The sequence below is a fragment of the Cycloclasticus pugetii PS-1 genome, from assembly GCF_000384415.1.
GTDB classification, from domain to species: Bacteria; Pseudomonadota; Gammaproteobacteria; order Methylococcales; family Cycloclasticaceae; genus Cycloclasticus; species Cycloclasticus pugetii.
Genome location: NZ_ARVU01000001.1, coordinates 1,730,613 through 1,747,761, shown reverse-complemented (window position 1 = coordinate 1,747,761; position 17,149 = coordinate 1,730,613). Strand labels below are relative to the sequence as shown.

Genomic DNA, 17,149 nt, shown 5'->3' with positions numbered 1-17,149 from the left:
TTTGTATTTAACACAAAGCTCTTTCACATTTAATAAAACGGACAAAATAATGATAAATGCACTGAATAGAAAATCCATCATGACGCTTTTTGCAGACCCTGTGTGTCACTATAGTCACCGTGCTCGTTTTATATTGTGCGAAAAAAGTGCATCAGCTGAAGTTGAATTTGTAGATAGCAAGGAGTTCCCAGAAGACTTACAAGAGTTGAACCCGTATGGAACCTTACCTATTTTAATTGACAGGGATTTAGCCTTATTCAATTCAAGAATTATTATGGAATATTTGGATGAACGCTTTCCGCATCCACCGTTATATCCTATTGACCCTGTATCCCGTGCGCGTTCTCGTCTGTTAATACATAGAATTGATCAAGACTGGTATACCCTACTTGATGATATTGTTAATGCAGGTGAGAAAAAAGCGGCAAAAGCAAAGAAACTACTTAGAGAAAACTTAATCGCTTCTATTCCATTGTTTGAATCAAATAAATACTTTTTAAGTGATGAGTTTACATTGGTAGATGGTGTACTGGCTCCTTTACTTTGGCGTCTACCACTATATGGTATTGAATTACCTAAAGAAGCAAAGGCCATTAAGGACTATATTGCTCGAGTCACAAAACGTGACACCTTCCAAGAAAGCATGAGCAAAGAAGAGCTTGATATGATGGAAAGTCATATATTAATGGCCTCTTAATTATCAATGACGCCACTCAAGCCTTATTTAGTACGCTCTTTACATGAGTGGATACTTGAAAACGGAATGACTCCCTATCTTTTAGTTGATGCAAGCTATGAGGGGGTCATTGTTCCGACTGCATATGTATCGGATGAGCGTATTATTTTAAATACTAACCCGAGCGCAGTACAAAATTGGTTTTTAGATAATGAGGCTATTTCTTTTTCTGCTCGGTTCTCTGGTCAGTCTGAAAACCTATATATCCCGATCAATGCTGTTTTAGCGACGTATGCAAAAGAAAATGGTAAAGGGATGATGTTTGATGAACGCTTTGAAGATGACGTGCCACCAGATCCTGATAAATCGCCGGCAAAAAAAGAAACTAAAAAACCGGTGTTAAAAATAGTTAAATAATGTCTATGACGGCTACATAAACGTAGTGGCATGAATTAGACATAAAACCATCTCAGTTCTCGTCCTTAGTGGTAAGTAGCACTTATTGCTAATCTATTCGTGGTAATAACGGTATCATTCAAAATGCTTTGCCTGCTGGTGTTTATTTTACGGTTGCTCATCAGTTGGGATTACGGATTATTCACTAAAGTCCATTAATAGACTACCCTGTTATCTCAGTGCTAATCTAGCTTTCTTATCATCTGGTTCGGCTAAGTCTTATCGGTAAGCTATCTTGTAATTACTTGCTGTTAAACAGAGCTGTTCGATCAAAAAGCTAACGACAATCATCAAACCTACGTAAACTATTTTTTAGTTCATTAAAATGAAACGCTTGCTTTAGCGCTTCTAGGTTGCTATCAGTATATTGTCACGTTATGGTTGGCTGCTAATAATATGTGTGATAAATAACTAACATCGTAGAGTAAATAACTTACCGCTTACTCATTAATAAATATAAGCCATTAAATGGCAATAAAAGAGAGCATAAATGAGCCATAAAATATCTTTAATAGATGCGTTTAACACCACTTCAAGCACCTATGCTAATAGTGTTGCGGTTATTGATAATGATACGTCATGTACTTTCATAGCGTTAAAAACTGCTTCAGATAAATTTGCTCACGGGCTGCTAAAAAGGGGTATTAAAAAAGGCGACACAGTCGCCTTGTATTGCATAAACAGTATTGAGTTTGCGATAGCTTATATGGGTATCGTTAAGGCTGGAGCTGTTGTGGTTCCTATTAATTTACTTCAAAAAGCGGCTGAAATCATTTATGTGATGACAAATGCACAGGTTAAAGGTGTTATTTACCATGAAGCTTTTCAGGCGAATATGGATGACATTGCTGCAGAGATATCAGCACCGTTATTTAATATTTGTATCCGCGCTAATCGTGAAGAATCTGCTGATTGGAAGCAACTTTGTGATAATGATGGCTCATTACCAAATATAAAAATTGACCCAGTTAATGACTTAGCGGCTATTTTATACACGTCCGGTACTACGGGGAAACCAAAAGGTGCGATGCTGACACATCACAATTTAGTGAGCAATACATCTAGTGTCTTTCAGGCAATGAAATGGCAAGCAGGTAAAGAGGTGATTGTTTTAGTGTTACCAATGTTTCATGCGTTTGCAGCGACTGTGGGCATGCTGACCCCTCTGACCCATGGCTGTGCTTTTGTTCCCGTTGCCAAGTTTGAACCTGATAATTTGCTTACCATCATCGAAAAAACTAACAGTACCGTTTTTCTTGGTGTGCCTAGTATGTACAACGTGTTGCTAAATACTCGTAACGATAAGTGTGCACGCTTTCGTTCAATTAAGTTATGTGTGTCTGGTGGTGCGTCGATGCCGGTAGACATATTAAATCGTTTTGAACAAAAATTTGGCGTGCCCATTTATGAAGGCGATGGGCCAACAGAGTGTTCACCGGTAACTTGTGTAAATCCAGTAGGCGGCATTCGAAAAATAGGCACGGTTGGTCTGCCTGTACCCAATGTTGAAATGAAAATTCTTAATGAACAGGGTGTGGAGTTGCCGGTAGGTGAAATTGGTGAAATTGCCGTTCGTGGCGATAATGTGATGAAAGGCTATTGGCAATTGCCAGAGGCGACCAAAGAGTCTTTTTATGAAGATTGGTTCTTAACCGGTGACTTAGGTAACGTTGACGAAGAGGGTTACTTTAGTATTCTCGATCGGAAAAAAGATATGGTTATTGTTAACGGTATGAATGTTTATCCGCGGATTATTGAAGAGGTGCTGTATCGCTATGACGGAATATTAGAAGCAGCGGTAATTGGGCAAACAGATGAACTACATGGTGAAATCCCCGTTGCCTATGTCGTGTTAAAAGAGAGCGTTGAGGCGAGCTCAGCCGATATACGTCGTTGGTGTCGTCAACACTTAGGCAGTTATGAAGTGCCAAGAAAAGTCGTTTTTATGGATACACTTCCTAAAAATGGTGCTGGTAAGATCGTGAAGCGGGTTTTAAATAAGCGCGGTGAAATAGAAAGGGGTGTTCAATAGTTCGACTGTTATGGTTGTTTTCAATAGGGCACTTAAATGATGGGTATGTTTTCTATAGCTCTAAGCGTTAAGAATATTGAAATATATTGTCCTAAAGCGGCGGTGTCCAAGTCGTTATAATGACAAACGTAATGAATAATTTATAAGGTTCAAAGGGCTGTTGATGAGTAAACAAGAATTTAACCATGTCTTTCCATTATCTGTTCGCTGGGGTGACGCAGATGTTTATGGACATATTAATAATGTTGAATTTGTTCGTTATGTTGAATCCGGTCGAGTTGCTTACTGCGAAGAGGTGATGGGCTTAACCCTTAAAGCGGGTATAGAGTCGGGCTGGGTATTAGCGGATATGCAATGTAGGTATCTAAAACAAGTCCATTATCCAGCCTTACTTGAGGTTCATACGCGCATTAGTCAAATGGGTAATAAAAGCGCAACAATGTTAGCCGATATTTATCACAAAGGTCAGGATACTCCCGTACTAACAAGCCGAGGAGTGATAGTTTGGTTTGATATGAAACGTCAACAAACAGCCCCAATTCCCAACGATATTAAAGCAAAAGTTGCTTCTTTTGAACAATCGGTAGAAGGTGTAACGCTACCATGACAAAGAAAAAAACCTTATTATCGTGGAGTAGTGGTAAAGATAGCGCGTGGACACTTTATCAACTTCAGCAAGATGAGGATATTGAACTGCTTGGTTTAGTAACAACGGTCAATCAAACACACCAACGTGTTGCGATGCATGCAGTTCGTGTGGAACTGCTAAAGCAACAAGCGGCGGCGGCAGACCTCCCCTTATATATTATCCCCATTCCATCGCCATGTAGTAATAATGAATATAACCGAGCAATGAGTGCTTTTTTTGAATCCATCGAAAAGCTGGGTGCCACGCATATGGCCTTTGGCGACTTATTTTTAGAGGATATTCGCCAATACCGAATAGACAACTTAAAACCAACTGGGATAGAGCCTTTATTCCCACTCTGGTTGAAACCGACCGATCAACTAGCTCAACAGATGTTAGCAGCTGGCTTAAAAACGCACATTACTTGTATTGACCCTAAGCAGTTGCCAGCCAGTTTTGTAGGGCGTGATTTTAACCAACAGTTTTTAGATGACTTACCGATTGGTGTTGATCCATGCGGTGAAAATGGTGAGTTTCATAGTTTTGCGTATGCTGGCCCGATGTTTAAGTACTCCATTGGGGTGTTGCTGGGTGAAGTCGTGGAACGTGATGGCTTTGTATTTGCCGACTTAATGCCAACCGAGGAGGCAGTATGAATAATTTAACCTTTAGTAATAAATTTGTAAGCCAGTTACCTGCCGATAATGTTAGCGAGAATTACCCGCGGCAGGTTCAGGGAGCTTGTTTTTCATGGGTTAGTCCAAAACAGATGAAGGCGCCATCGCTGGTTTCTTACTCTCTAGAAGCGGCGGCATTATTAGACTTAGATGAAGACGATTGCTTATCAGAACAGTTTCTCAATACTTTTTCAGGGAATGAACAACTCGATGGCATGCAGCCATATGCTACTTGTTACGGCGGCCATCAGTTTGGAAATTGGGCAGGGCAACTGGGCGATGGGCGAGCAATTAATTTAGGAGAAATTGTTAATAAAAAGGGTGAACGTTGGGCTTTGCAGCTTAAAGGAGCCGGGCCAACACCGTACTCTAGAACGGCAGATGGGTTAGCTGTTTTACGCTCTTCGATTAGAGAATTTTTGTGCAGTGAAGCGATGTTTCATCTTGGCGTGCCAACCACGCGGGCACTTAGTCTAGCAAGTACTGGCGAGCATGTTATGCGTGATGTGATGTACAACGGTAACCCGGCGCCTGAACCGGGTGCTGTCGTTTGTAGGCTCGCACCATCCTTTACGCGTTTCGGGCATTTTCAATATTACGGGCAACAAAATAAAGATTTATTAAAACAGTTTGTTGATTACACGCTTGAAACCGATTTTCCGCACTTACTAGAAAAAGACTCAGTGCCGTCTAAGCAGATTTATCTGAAGTGGTTTGAAGAGGTCTGCAGATTAACTTGCGATATGGTCATAGAATGGATGCGAGTTGGTTTTGTTCACGGGGTCATGAATACCGACAATATGTCGATACTTGGTTTAACCATTGATTATGGTCCCTATGGTTGGCTTGAATCGTATGACCCTAACTGGACACCTAATACCACCGATGCAACACATCATCGTTATGCCTTTGCTCAACAAGCAAAAATAGCGCACTGGAATTTATATCAATTAGCAAATGCGATTTATCCGTTGATTGAGGAGGCAGAACCGTTGGAAAAAGCGCTTAACGAGTATGCTGAGCGTTACGGTCAACAATGGTTATTAATGATGTCTAAAAAGCTCGGTTTCTCGCAGCATGAAGAAGAGACTGATAGTGAGTTGGTTAAACAATTGCTGTCATTTTTTAGTTTGCATGAAACAGATATGACGATTTTCTTTAGACGATTAGCAGATATTCAGACAACTTCTGATGACTTTAACGTCGCAACAGCGATAGAGCATTTAAAGCCAGCGTTTTATATTGATGAGCTTGAGCTGCAGGCGAAAGAGGCGATCACCGAGTGGTTAGTTCGCTATGTGAAACGGTGCGAACAAGAGCCGCAAAATGCGGTGCAAAGAAGGGCCTTAATGAACAGCGTTAACCCTAAATATGTATTACGTAATTATTTGGCTCAACTGGCGATCGATAAATCAGAGAAAGGCGATCACAGCATGGTGAATGAGCTCTTAGAGGTTTTAAGGCACCCATATGATGAACAACCTGATAAAGAGCACCTCAATCAAAAAAGGCCAGATTGGGCGAAGCATAAAGTAGGTTGTTCTATGCTGTCGTGTAGCTCTTAATTAAGGTTGGTTTTTTTTAGAATAAAGCCAAGCGCTTAAGGTCAGCAAAGCATATATTCCTACGATAAAAGCTAATTGCTGCGGTTGATGCGTAAACTCATAATAAATGATCAGTGCGGTGGCTAAAAAAAGCCCGACGATGGAACTTATTGTTATTAACGGGGAAGCCTTTGTTAGCTGCCGAATTTTAAAGTTTGCATAAGCCATCAATACAGAGACAAGCAAAAACGTAATGCTACCAAACTCAAGAATAATGCGCAGACTTCCAGCTAATATTAATAAAAATGCCATTATCGACATACCGATAATGGACGCAGTGGGTATTTGGCCAGAGCGTTTGGCGAGAATAGCAGGAAAGTAACCATCTTGAGCAATGACGGCCATTTGCCTTGAAGCACCGAATAAGGTGCCACTAATTGCACTACTGGTGGCTAACAGTGCACCAATAATAACAAGGTCTGTGCCCCAGTGGCCGAGTGTGTGATTTGCTCCAGCAGCGAGTGCATATTCCTGGTTCTCGATAATTTCTTCAAATGAGATAGCTAAAATGGCGCCAAGTGAAATCACAACATAAATCAAAATAGCTAAAAAAATAGCAGAATAAATTGATTTTGGAATATTGATCTCAGGCTGTTCCATTTCATTCACTGCATTGATGACTAGTTGAAACCCTTCGTAGGCGACAAAGGTCAGTGATGCCACAATAAGTATTGATAGAAGGCTAGTGTTTTGTTCGTTTTGCAGAAGCTCAGGCAGAGAGGTCTGGCTGTTGTTAATCAGCACAAAGGAGATCACGATTAGGATAATTAATTTGCTATAGACCATAATGTCTTCAATTTTACCCATACCTTTAACGCTCCATATATTGATTAGTGTGAAGCTTAAAATGATCAGTCCAGCAACGATTTTTCGCCCCCATTCATTGTTTGCAAAATCAACAGCACTAACGGCGTAAGAAGAAAAAGTATAGGCATATAAAGCAAGTGTACTGATATAACCAAAAATCACACACCAACCAATTAATGAGGCGGCAAACCGCGATTTGGGAAAGGTTCTTTTGTAAAACGAGTACGTAGCTCCTTCATCTTGGTAGTAAACGCCCAGCTTTATATATGAATAACAGGCTAATAAGGCAATTCCTCCGCCGATAAAGATAGCCACGGGTGTATATGCACCGACCATTGAAACAGAAATGCCCAAAATGGTAAAAATGCCTCCGCCAACCATCCCTCCCAATGCAATGGCAATTAATTCTGGCACGCCAAGAGTTTTTTCTCTTGCTCTATGGATGGTTTTTTTTTCAGCTAGTGTCATGATGGCTATTGATTAGTTAAGAACGCTATAGTTTTCGTTGGAAGGTTTTCTATTGTGTTTGGAGCTAATGATTGAAAGGTGTAATAACTATCAATCATTAGAGGGGAATGCGTCAATGAGCTGTGTCAAGAATGCTTTAATCTGTTAGCCTGTTTTTTTGTGATTAAAAAAAAATTATTAACGTAGATGGCTATCGGATCAACCATTAATAAAGTGTCTTTGAGTATCGCTAATATGGATAGCCATTATTATGCAACTCACGAGTTAACAGTAGCCCAACACCCATCAGAAAATGATTTCAGGTTGATGGTTCGATTAATTGCTTTTATAGCCAATGCTAATGAAAACCTGACATTGACCAAAGGCTTATCAACCGATGATGAGCCGGAATTATGGCAAAAATCATTAACAGGTGAGATTGAATTATGGATTGAGCTTGGGCAGCCAGATGAAAAACGTATCCGTAAGGCTTGTGGACGAGCACAACAAGTGATTATTTATACCTATCACGAAGGTAAGGCGACTGTTTGGTGGCAACAACACGGCGAAAAGTTAGCACGGTTTAAAAATCTCAGTATCGTGCACATTACAGCCAGTGGGGTAGAAGCATTGGCGGGCCGAACGATGAATTTACAGTGTAATATCCAAGACGGTGAAATGTACTTAAGTGATAATGACTTAAATCAAATAGTTAACCTAAAAAGCTATTAAACAGAGTGGGTTCTTAAGAGTTTGCGCTAAGTTTTTGGCCGGTTTGATATAATAATCAACCAAGGCACTGGATTTACGTTCCAGCCAGCTCATTGAGGATACATATGAAAAATCAAGACTACGTTGTTTGTGCGCTCTATCACTTTGTTAGATTAGCTGACCACGCGGCATTAAAACAGCCTTTACTTAAGCTAATGCAACATCAGGGTATTAAGGGTACTTTACTGCTCGCCGCTGAAGGCATTAATGGCACCGTTGCAGGAAAACGCAATGGGATAGACCACCTATTAGGGTGGCTAAGAAATCAAGAAGCGTTTAAAAACCTTGTTCACAAAGAATCGTATGTCGATTCGCAACCGTTTAACCGCACTAAGGTGAAGCTTAAAAAAGAAATCGTCACGATGGGTGTCGAGGATATTGACCCTAACGATATAGTAGGTACGTACGTCAAACCAACACAGTGGAATGCGCTGATTAACGACCCTGATGTGTTATTGGTGGATACCCGCAATGACTATGAAGTGGCGATTGGTACATTTAAAGGGGCGCTAAACCCTAAAACGCAAACATTTCGCGAATTTCCTGATTACGTAAAAGAAAATTTAGATGCAACGAAGCATAAAAAAGTAGCGATGTTTTGTACCGGCGGTATTCGTTGTGAAAAATCGACTGCTTATCTCAAACAACAGGGTTTTGATGAGGTGTATCACCTAGAAGGTGGGATACTAAAATACCTTGAGGAAGTGCCAGAGGAGCAAACGCAATGGGAAGGAGAATGTTTTGTCTTCGATAACCGCGTGTCGGTGGATCATCAATTAGAAAAAGGCAGTTTTGATCAGTGTTTTGGTTGCAGAATGCCCATTACCGAAGAAGATAAATTGCATCCGCACTATCAGCAGGGAATTAGTTGCCACCATTGTTTTGATAAAACGGATGAGGAGCAAAAAGCACGGTTTATTGAACGTCAACATCAAATTGAATTGGCAAAACAACGCGGCGAGGAACATATTGGTGGTGAAATGGCTGAATTGATTGAGCAGCATCGGCAAGATAAACTCAAAAAGAAACGCGAAGCCAACAGCGAAACACAGGACACTTAAATGAAAACACCCTTCTTAAAACTGTGTTGATAAATAAAAATGAGGACCCGATAGGGTCTGCGCTGATAAATTTTTATCAAACGCAAGATGATACGCCTATCTTCGTTGATATGGATATTGCAGAGCAAGATACGCTAGCGCCCAGCTATTTTTTCCGTTCCTATGAGCAGTGCCCCGCGTTAGAGCAAGCAGCCCTTCAATTAGCCTATGGAAAAGTGTTAGATGTAGGCGCAGGTGCAGGCTCACATAGTTTGTATTTGCAGAATCAAGGACTCGATGTGACTGCCTTAGATATATCGCCTCATTCAGTGGCGTTGATGAAAAAGCGCGGTTTATCAACGGTTAAATTGTGTAACTTTTATGATTTACCTGAAGAGCCGTTTGATACCTTATTATTATTAATGAATGGAATCGGCTTAGTTGAAACATTAGAGGGCTTTGATGCCTTTTTTTCAAAAGCAAAAAGTTTGTTGGCACCGAATGGGCAAATATTGTTAGATAGCTCAGATCTTATCTACCTTTACGAACAAGACGATGGTTCTTACCTGATTGATTTAAATGATAAATATCATGGTGAGGTCGAGTTTAACTTGTCTTATAAAGATATTACTGGAAAGCCATTTAATTGGTTATATGTTGCTGAGGAATTATTACAAGATGCAGCTGACAGAAATGGCTTTAGTTGCGAGATAGTTCAGCAAGGGCCGCACTATGATTATTTAGCTAAGTTAACGTTTATTGATGGCTGAGTTGAACGATAAAACTGCCAAGATAATCATAATGGTTTGTTAGTTTCGCGGCTAATTGAGTGTAAATTGCTAAGAGTGTGATTATGGAAAAGCCTCATCAATGCCCGATTAGTGAGCTCTATCAATCACTTGATAGCCATGAAACAGGCTTGTCAGATGAAGAGGCTGAGCGGCGGCTTAAAATTGTTGGTACGAATGAACTACACGTTCGGCAGCAAACACCTGGCTATATAAAATTCCTCTTACAATTTAAAAATTTCTTTGCCATCTTGCTGATGGTTGGGGGCAGTTTAGCTTTCTTTGCTGATTATTTGGACCCAGGTCAAGGTAACTTTTATATTGGTTGTGCCCTGTATGGCGTGGTATTACTCAACGCTATTTTCACCTTTATACAGGCGTATCAAAGTGAAAAAATCATGCAAAGCTTTCAGAAAATGTTACCAACGATGGTTAATATTGAACGTGAAGGTGAGGTTAAGCAGATCGCCGCTAGCCAAGTGGTTCCTGGTGACATTATGTTGCTGTATGAGGGCGATAAAGTCTCGGCAGATGGGCGCTTAATTCGCGTTAATCAACTGCAAGTTGATATGAGTAGTTTAACGGGTGAAAGTACGCCCGAAACCTTACAGTTAGAGGCTGATAGCGAGAACCCATATCAAAGCCGAAATATGGTGTTTTCAGGTACCTTGGTACAAAGTGGCAATGCTAAGGTGCTGGTTTGTGAAACAGGTATGGCGACTCAAATTGGTAAAATAGTTGAGTTAACCAAGCAGACCTCAAACGTTGAAACTCCCATTGGTAAAGAGCTAAATTACTTCATAAAAATAATCAGCAGTATTGCGATAGTGCTTGGTATTAGCTTTTTTGCCGTGAGCGTGGCGATTGGGAAAGGGGAGATCAGTAGCCTTATTTTTGCGATTGGGATCATCGTCGCGAATGTACCCGAAGGCTTATTGCCAACGGTCACATTAGCACTCACCATGGCCAGTAAACGAATGGCGCGTAAAAATGCGCTGATTAAAAATTTAGAAAGCGTTGAAACACTGGGTAGCACCACCGTTATTTGCACCGATAAAACTGGCACCCTAACGCAGAATAAAATCAGTGTTAACAGCTTGATTACTAACCAACGTGAATACGATGTGGGGCTATCGTTGACTGCTGATGATGTGGAATTACACATAGCCCGTCGAGTGATGACCCTTTGTAATAACGCACACCTAGACAGTGAGCTGAAATACAGTGGTGATTCAACAGAAGTGGCGCTGCTGGCTTACGCAGAAAAGCTAACCTCAATTAAAGACATTGTGCAGACTAAACGCCTAGCTGAAAAATCGTTTACCTCTGAAGATAAATATATGGTGACCGTTAATGAATCACCAGAGGGCGATCATTTTCATGCCTATTTAAAAGGTGCGCCTGAAGTGGTGATGGCGATGTGTGATCAGATTCATTTAAATGGTCAAAAGGTGGCGTTTACCGAGGCGTATCGAAAGCAGGTTGTTGCGCAATATATGTCGCTGGCTGAACGAGGTGAGCGAGGCTTAGCATTAGCTTATAGGAATCTTGATAATGATGGCATTCCGGATGCGCATTACATATTTGTTGCGGTTGTTGGCATGATTGACCCGCCTCGGGTAGAAGTTCCTGAGGCGATCTTAAAATGTCGGCAGGCTGGCATACGTGTATTTATGCTAACCGGTGACTTTGGCCCTACAGCTAAAGCGATAGGTAAACAAATTGGCTTGTTTAGTGATAAAGGCAAGGTGCTAAATGGTGATGAATTATCAGCATTAGATGAGGCTGGCTTATCGAGCTTGCTGGATGAAAATGAGTTGATATTTGCGCGTATTACACCAGCTCAAAAGTTGCAAATAGTCCAAGCCTTGCAAAAGAAAGATCAAATTGTCACGGTCACCGGTGATGGGGTGAACGACGCGCCTGCGCTTAAAAATGCAGATATGGGCGTAGCAATGGGCTTGATGGGGACAGATGTCGCGAAAGAAGCGAGTAATATGGTGTTAATGGACGATAACTTTGCCACCATTGTGACGGCGATTGAAGAAGGCCGGACTATTTTTGATAATATCAAAAAGTTTATCGCTTATATTTTAACCAGTAATATTCCTCAAATTCTGCCTTTTATCGCCTATGTTTTGTTGGATATCCCGCTGCCACTCACCGTGGTGTTAATACTGGCGATTGATTTAGGCACCGATATTATTCCAGCGCTGGGCTTAGGTTCAGAAAAGCCTGAAACCGATGTGATGAATAAACCGCCACGTGCCAGACATGAGCGGCTCTTAACGCGAAATTTATTGTTTATGAGCTATGGCATTGTCGGCATGATTCAAGCGGCTGCCGGCTTTTTTAGTTATTTTTATATCCTGCTGGATGGCGGCTGGCAATGGGGCAAGGCGTTGGCCGTATCCGATCCGCTGTATCGACAAGCGATTACTGCTTTTTTTGCGTCCATCATTATCTGCCAAATTGCCGATGTATTAATTTGTCGTACACGACGACAAAGTATCTTAACGGTAGGTATTTTTGCCAATAAACTCGTGTTACTGGGTGTTGTGTCAGAGTTGATCTTATTGGCTTTAATTGCCTATGTACCTTTGATGAATACGTTCTTTGGTACCGCGCCGCTGGAATTATGGCAGTTAAGTTTGAGCATTCCGTTTGCCATTACGATTATTATTGCAGATGAAATACGGCGAGTATTTGTAAGGCGCGAGAATCGGTTTGTATTGAAATGGCTGACATGGTGATACTACTATGCCAAGAATAATGGGTACAAAATCAAACAGAGTGATGAGTTAACATGCTCTAGGGTTGTTTTTGATTGATGACGTTTGTTCTGAGGTCAGTTGATGATTTTGATGTATCAACACTGATTTTGTTCGGCTGCTGGTGATGTTATTAAATAATGTTGAGATTTGAAATCTAGCTCGCTGGGCTGCCAGTACATAATATAGCCACTTAATAAGTCATAAACTAACTAAGCCATAAAATTAATTAAGCTTGAATCCAGATTGTTGAGTTGTTGAGAAACAGTGCCTTCTTTCTTCTTGAGAGAAGGCACTGTTATTTCTTTTGGTGACGCTGTTTTTTAGTTAAAGGCTGGTTTTATTTTGCTTTTTTAAGTAACCAAAAATCAAAAAAACCGGATACGAGGAATACCATAGGAAAGGTCACACCTAACATGGCTGTGGCTATCCATAGTTCAAGCTCCCAGCCACCTGCTGGGCCTGATATTAGCTCATGCCCTACGAATAAATAACCGGCATAACTGTAGAGTCGGTACATAACTAAGCCTGCTATAACCGCACAAGCTAATAGCGCAAAACCACGGTAAGGCTGCTTTAAATTAGGGAAGAGGCTAAATTGCATCATATTGTTAACCAAAAAGGCACCAAAAAGCATGCAGACAGGCACTTGAATCATATAGCTCACCTGTTCCATGCCGATAAAGTCAGTAAAAAACCAGCGTACGATGAATGCAAAAAGTAAAACATAGATCGTTCCAATAAGGCCGCGAATAGGCTGCGGGCGGCCCATCGACAGCTTGTTAATAGGCCAAAAGTCAAATAAAGAATGAATAACAATCACCCCTGCCGTTGTAACGGCAAATGTCATAGCCACCCATGAGTCGAATAAGCCTTTCGGGTCAATTTCTGGGTGGTAAAGCGGGTGAACAATCTCGCCGTTGGGTGTGGGGATATGCGCTAATGCGCTGTAGTCAAAAAAGATAAACCAGACAATATAGGCTAAGACATACGTGGCCACTAATGTAACAAGCCCAATGATGACAGGGTTTTTACTCAGTAAAGAAAAAGGCCAAGCATGCCATATCGGAATAAGCCATAAAACAGTCACAACCGTTAGAATCGTATACTGGATAAACATCGGGGTATCGCCATAATTTTGCCCAACCAAGGCGGACAATAACAAGGTGAAGAATGCACCTGCAGCAACAGTAATAAGGGTTAAGCAAATGCCTTTTAGTGGCTGTGGCATATCGCCGATTCGTTTGGGTAAGTTGTTATGCCAAAACAAATTTAAAATGACTTGTGTGGGTGTTGCGCACATAAATGCGATACCCACCCAACCGGTAAAAAAGTGTTGCTCAAAAGGTGCAATACAAAGAGCGGCTAGGGTTAATACAACAATGATACCCATGCTCCCTGATAGTAGGGCAGATGAAAGTGACTGGTTTGCTGCTTGAGTGCTCATGAGGCTCCTTTGATATTATTTTTATCACATAACCATAGACTATCTATAAGTCATATTAAAGTTGAATTTAACGATAAATAGGCTCGTGGGTATTAATTAGGGTTACGCCAATCAATACTAGTATTCCAATTCAGCAACGGGCTCAATATTGATGAATACTTCAATAATCAAGCGATAACACTTGTTCAAGTAACGATCCCATAAAGAGGTTTGTAAATAGTTTGCAGAGCAAGTATCGGTTTAAGTGGGGGCTAAAAGGACAGCTGTGTTGACATCATTAGTGCGGTAAAGGAGACGATAAAGGGTCATTTAAGGCTATAACATGTCTTGCGAAACTGATAATAAAAAACTATGTTGGCGATGAATGCTGCAATGGTAAAGTAGCCCTTTAAAACTCGGAACGTTTGATATTTTAATGTTTGAAGAAAAAGCAGAATGTAATCACCTGCCTGAGTTATTGCAACAGTTAAGCAGTGCCATCGAACAATGCCAGCGATTTGAACAGCCTGATGCCATGTCAACCGTGGACAGTTGGACTACAGCATTAAATCGTCCAGTACCTACGCAAGGTATTGGTGCAAAACAGGTGATTAGTGAATTGGGTTTACATGTGATGCCGAATGGGTCGCAACTGGCTAAACCCGGTTGTACATCCTATATAACAACAGCCGCGACGGATATGGGGTCTATTGCGACATTGGCTGGAATAGTGGCATCACCACAACGTGTTGGCATGACCGCTTTTAACCATTTAGAAGAGGTTGCCTTAAATTGGTTAACTGAAATGTTTGATTTGCCAAAGGGTATGCAAGGCGTTTTTAGCAGTGGCGGCTCTACGGCTAATTTAATAGGCTTAGGCGCGGCTAGGCAGTCTGCCTTTGAAAAAGTTGGTTTAGACCCGGCAAATGACGGTGTTCAGCGCGCTTGTAAAGTGTATGCCACTGAGCATAGTCACCACACCATACACCGTGCAGCTGCTGTGTTGGGTATGGGGCGAAAGGCGATGGTGCATGTGCCTGTTGATAATATGATGAGGCTTTCACCGAGAGAGCTTAAACGTTTATTAATAGAAGATAAAAAGTCCGATGCATTACCAGTGGCTATTGTGGCTAATGCAGGCAGCACGAACACAGGCTCGATTGACCCTTTGCAAGAAATTGGCGAAATTGCACGTGAACATAATATTTGGTTTCATGTTGATGGTGCTTATGGTTTACCCGGCACATTAGATCCACAAGTACATGAATTATATAAGGGGCTGGCATTAGCTGATTCTATTACTGTTGATGCTCATAAATGGTTAGGTGCACCGGTTGGTATTGGGGCGACTTTTGTGCGCGATGTTCAAGCGCAATATAAAACCTTTAACCAAGGCGAAGCAGCTTACCTAGAAACAACAACGGTAAAAAATGAACACATTGAGAACTCAATGGATACCATTGGTTTTCCGTATCATGATTTAGGTGTTGAGCTATCTGCACCTGCTCGAGGTGCCATTGTATGGGCTTTGATTCGTGAAATTGGTGTAGAGGGAATGAAGGCGCGTGTGTGTCGACACAATGCTATGGCGCGACGTGTTGCTGAACGTGTAGAAAAACACCCTCATTTAGAATTAGCATTAAAGCCGACGTTATCGGTATGTTGTTTCCGTTATGTTAATGAAAAAGTAGATGATTTAAATGGCTTAAATAAAAAAATTCACCGTCAACTAATGAAAAATGGTGTCAATATTCCGAGCACCACCATGGTGGATAATAAGCTGGTTATCCGGCCGTGCTTTTTGGGTGCTAGAACAGATTGGCATCATGCTGATGATTTGGTCAATGAAGTGCTTGAAATTGCTCAGGCACTCATTTAATACTAACTAAAGTAGTTCTTAAATAAGGAGATTGATATGGCTCAACGCTACGATAATATTTTACAAACAATAGGTCATACGCCGGTTGTACGGATCAATAAGCTTGGCCCAAAAGGGGTGAATGTTTTTGCCAAAATAGAAGCGTTTAACCCAATGGGGTCGGTTAAAGATCGGCTTGCTTTGGGTGTTATAGAAGATGCTGAGCGTAAAGGTGAGCTAACGCCAGGTCAAACGATTGTAGAAGCGACCAGTGGCAATACCGGTATTGGTTTAGCAATGGTATGTGCACAAAAAGGCTACCCATTGGTGATAACCATGGCCGAGAGTTTTAGCGTAGAACGCAGAAAACTGATGCGCTTTTTAGGCGCAAAAGTGGTGCTAACGCCGGCGCATGAAAAAGGCACGGGCATGGTTAAAAAGGCGGAAGAACTGGCGGCTAAAAATGGCTGGTGGCAATCAAAACAGTTTGAAAACCCAGCAAATGCGCAAATGCATATGAAAACGACGGCAGAAGAAATTCTAGAAGATTTCTCCGATGTAACGCTTGATTATTGGGTCACCGGTTATGGAACAGGCGGGACGTTAAACGGTGTATCAGCCGTATTAAAAGAAAAAAGCCCAGCAACCAAAGTTATTGTCTGTGAGCCGGTAAATGCAGCCTTATTAGGTGGTGGTATTGCGCAAGTTGAAAATGAAAGCCACCCAAGCTTTAACCCTCACCCGATACAAGGTTGGACGCCAGACTTTATTCCCGTGTTAACAAAAGAAGTGGTGGATGCTGGCTCACGTATTGATGAACTGCTATCTATCGATGGCAAAGAGGCCATTCAGTGTGCGAAAGATTTAGCGCAACAAGAAGGTATTTTTGTGGGTATTTCAGCAGGTGCTACCTTAGCTGGGGCTTTGAAAATAGCCGAAACAGCGAAGTCAGGTGCGAATATTTTATGTATGTTGCCAGACACTGGCGAGCGTTATTTAAGTACGCCTTTGTTTGATGATATTTCGATTGAGATGTCAGAGGATGAAATAGCTGTGTCTAAGTCAACACCGGGTTATCAGTTTTAATTCATTATTGGTCTCACGACTAGGGCTTTGCTTATCGAGCAATGAGTTGAAGTGTGACGACTAATAGCCGGTGCAAGTGTTG

General features: G+C 41.4%; 14 protein-coding genes. 12 read left to right on the top strand and 2 right to left on the bottom strand.

Features of this window, described 5'->3' with window-relative positions:
• Positions 1-49 precede the first annotated feature (49 nt).
• From CYCPU_RS0108455 to CYCPU_RS0108430, 6 genes are all read left to right on the top strand, one after another.
• Positions 50-697, top strand: a complete 648-nt coding sequence (locus tag CYCPU_RS0108455) for a glutathione S-transferase N-terminal domain-containing protein (protein WP_015006432.1) — start codon at positions 50-52, stop codon at positions 695-697.
• A 6-nt stretch (positions 698-703) separates the two neighbouring features.
• Entirely contained in the window at positions 704-1,093 is a 390-nt protein-coding gene (locus CYCPU_RS0108450; RefSeq protein ID WP_015006431.1) for a ClpXP protease specificity-enhancing factor, read from the top strand.
• 529 nt (positions 1,094-1,622) lie between these two features.
• Entirely contained in the window at positions 1,623-3,164 is a 1,542-nt protein-coding gene (locus CYCPU_RS0108445) for a long-chain-fatty-acid--CoA ligase (protein ID WP_016389965.1), read from the top strand.
• Positions 3,165-3,327: 163 nt separating this feature from the next.
• Complete coding sequence (locus CYCPU_RS0108440) at positions 3,328-3,771, top strand: acyl-CoA thioesterase (RefSeq protein WP_016389967.1); 444 nt, start codon at positions 3,328-3,330, stop codon at positions 3,769-3,771.
• The gene (locus CYCPU_RS0108435) at positions 3,768-4,448 is read left to right on the top strand and encodes a Dph6-related ATP pyrophosphatase (RefSeq protein ID WP_015006428.1); all 681 of its coding nucleotides are present in this window, start codon (positions 3,768-3,770) and stop codon (positions 4,446-4,448) included. The genes CYCPU_RS0108440 and CYCPU_RS0108435 overlap by 4 nt, the downstream gene beginning before the upstream one ends.
• The gene (locus CYCPU_RS0108430; protein WP_020162493.1) at positions 4,445-6,034 is read left to right on the top strand and encodes a protein adenylyltransferase SelO; all 1,590 of its coding nucleotides are present in this window, start codon (positions 4,445-4,447) and stop codon (positions 6,032-6,034) included. The genes CYCPU_RS0108435 and CYCPU_RS0108430 overlap by 4 nt, the downstream gene beginning before the upstream one ends.
• Here CYCPU_RS0108430 and CYCPU_RS0108425 read toward each other — a convergent pair whose 3' ends face one another.
• Positions 6,035-7,348, bottom strand: coding sequence for an APC family permease (locus tag CYCPU_RS0108425; RefSeq protein WP_020162492.1), 1,314 nt, complete (start codon positions 7,346-7,348; stop codon positions 6,035-6,037).
• A gap of 186 nt (positions 7,349-7,534) precedes the next feature.
• Between CYCPU_RS0108425 and CYCPU_RS0108420 the strand changes: the two genes are divergently transcribed.
• From CYCPU_RS0108420 to CYCPU_RS0108405, 4 genes are all read left to right on the top strand, one after another.
• Positions 7,535-8,059, top strand: a complete 525-nt coding sequence (locus CYCPU_RS0108420) for a YaeQ family protein (protein ID WP_020162491.1) — start codon at positions 7,535-7,537, stop codon at positions 8,057-8,059.
• A 104-nt stretch (positions 8,060-8,163) separates the two neighbouring features.
• Entirely contained in the window at positions 8,164-9,159 is a 996-nt protein-coding gene (trhO, locus tag CYCPU_RS0108415) for an oxygen-dependent tRNA uridine(34) hydroxylase TrhO (protein WP_015006424.1), read from the top strand.
• 23 nt (positions 9,160-9,182) lie between these two features.
• Positions 9,183-9,908, top strand: a complete 726-nt coding sequence (locus CYCPU_RS0108410) for a class I SAM-dependent methyltransferase (RefSeq protein ID WP_015006423.1) — start codon at positions 9,183-9,185, stop codon at positions 9,906-9,908.
• A gap of 83 nt (positions 9,909-9,991) precedes the next feature.
• Complete coding sequence (locus tag CYCPU_RS0108405; RefSeq protein WP_020162490.1) at positions 9,992-12,679, top strand: cation-translocating P-type ATPase; 2,688 nt, start codon at positions 9,992-9,994, stop codon at positions 12,677-12,679.
• Between the two features lie 358 nt (positions 12,680-13,037).
• Here the strand turns inward: CYCPU_RS0108405 and CYCPU_RS0108400 are convergent, their stop codons facing one another.
• The gene (locus tag CYCPU_RS0108400) at positions 13,038-14,144 is read right to left on the bottom strand and encodes a hypothetical protein (RefSeq protein WP_020162489.1); all 1,107 of its coding nucleotides are present in this window, start codon (positions 14,142-14,144) and stop codon (positions 13,038-13,040) included.
• Positions 14,145-14,559: 415 nt separating this feature from the next.
• On the opposite strand from CYCPU_RS0108400, the gene CYCPU_RS0108395 reads away from it, so the two are divergent.
• Both CYCPU_RS0108395 and cysK read left to right on the top strand, forming a co-directional pair.
• Entirely contained in the window at positions 14,560-16,002 is a 1,443-nt protein-coding gene (locus CYCPU_RS0108395; protein WP_016389977.1) for a pyridoxal phosphate-dependent decarboxylase family protein, read from the top strand.
• A gap of 36 nt (positions 16,003-16,038) precedes the next feature.
• Positions 16,039-17,067: a cysteine synthase A gene (gene cysK / locus CYCPU_RS0108390; protein ID WP_016389978.1), complete on the top strand. Its 1,029-nt coding sequence runs from the start codon at positions 16,039-16,041 to the stop codon at positions 17,065-17,067.
• Positions 17,068-17,149 lie beyond the last annotated feature (82 nt).

Coding starts and splice junctions, on each gene's coding strand:
- CYCPU_RS0108420 (WP_020162491.1), top strand. CDS start 7,535: ATGGCTATCGGATCAACCATTAATAAAGTGTCTTTGAGTATCGCTAAT.
- CYCPU_RS0108395 (WP_016389977.1), top strand. CDS start 14,560: ATGTTTGAAGAAAAAGCAGAATGTAATCACCTGCCTGAGTTATTGCAA.
- cysK (WP_016389978.1), top strand. CDS start 16,039: ATGGCTCAACGCTACGATAATATTTTACAAACAATAGGTCATACGCCG.
- CYCPU_RS0108430 (WP_020162493.1), top strand. CDS start 4,445: ATGAATAATTTAACCTTTAGTAATAAATTTGTAAGCCAGTTACCTGCC.
- CYCPU_RS0108405 (WP_020162490.1), top strand. CDS start 9,992: ATGGAAAAGCCTCATCAATGCCCGATTAGTGAGCTCTATCAATCACTT.
- CYCPU_RS0108400 (WP_020162489.1), bottom strand. CDS start 14,144: ATGAGCACTCAAGCAGCAAACCAGTCACTTTCATCTGCCCTACTATCA.
- CYCPU_RS0108450 (WP_015006431.1), top strand. CDS start 704: ATGACGCCACTCAAGCCTTATTTAGTACGCTCTTTACATGAGTGGATA.
- trhO (WP_015006424.1), top strand. CDS start 8,164: ATGAAAAATCAAGACTACGTTGTTTGTGCGCTCTATCACTTTGTTAGA.
- CYCPU_RS0108455 (WP_015006432.1), top strand. CDS start 50: ATGATAAATGCACTGAATAGAAAATCCATCATGACGCTTTTTGCAGAC.
- CYCPU_RS0108445 (WP_016389965.1), top strand. CDS start 1,623: ATGAGCCATAAAATATCTTTAATAGATGCGTTTAACACCACTTCAAGC.
- CYCPU_RS0108440 (WP_016389967.1), top strand. CDS start 3,328: ATGAGTAAACAAGAATTTAACCATGTCTTTCCATTATCTGTTCGCTGG.
- CYCPU_RS0108435 (WP_015006428.1), top strand. CDS start 3,768: ATGACAAAGAAAAAAACCTTATTATCGTGGAGTAGTGGTAAAGATAGC.
- CYCPU_RS0108425 (WP_020162492.1), bottom strand. CDS start 7,348: ATGACACTAGCTGAAAAAAAAACCATCCATAGAGCAAGAGAAAAAACT.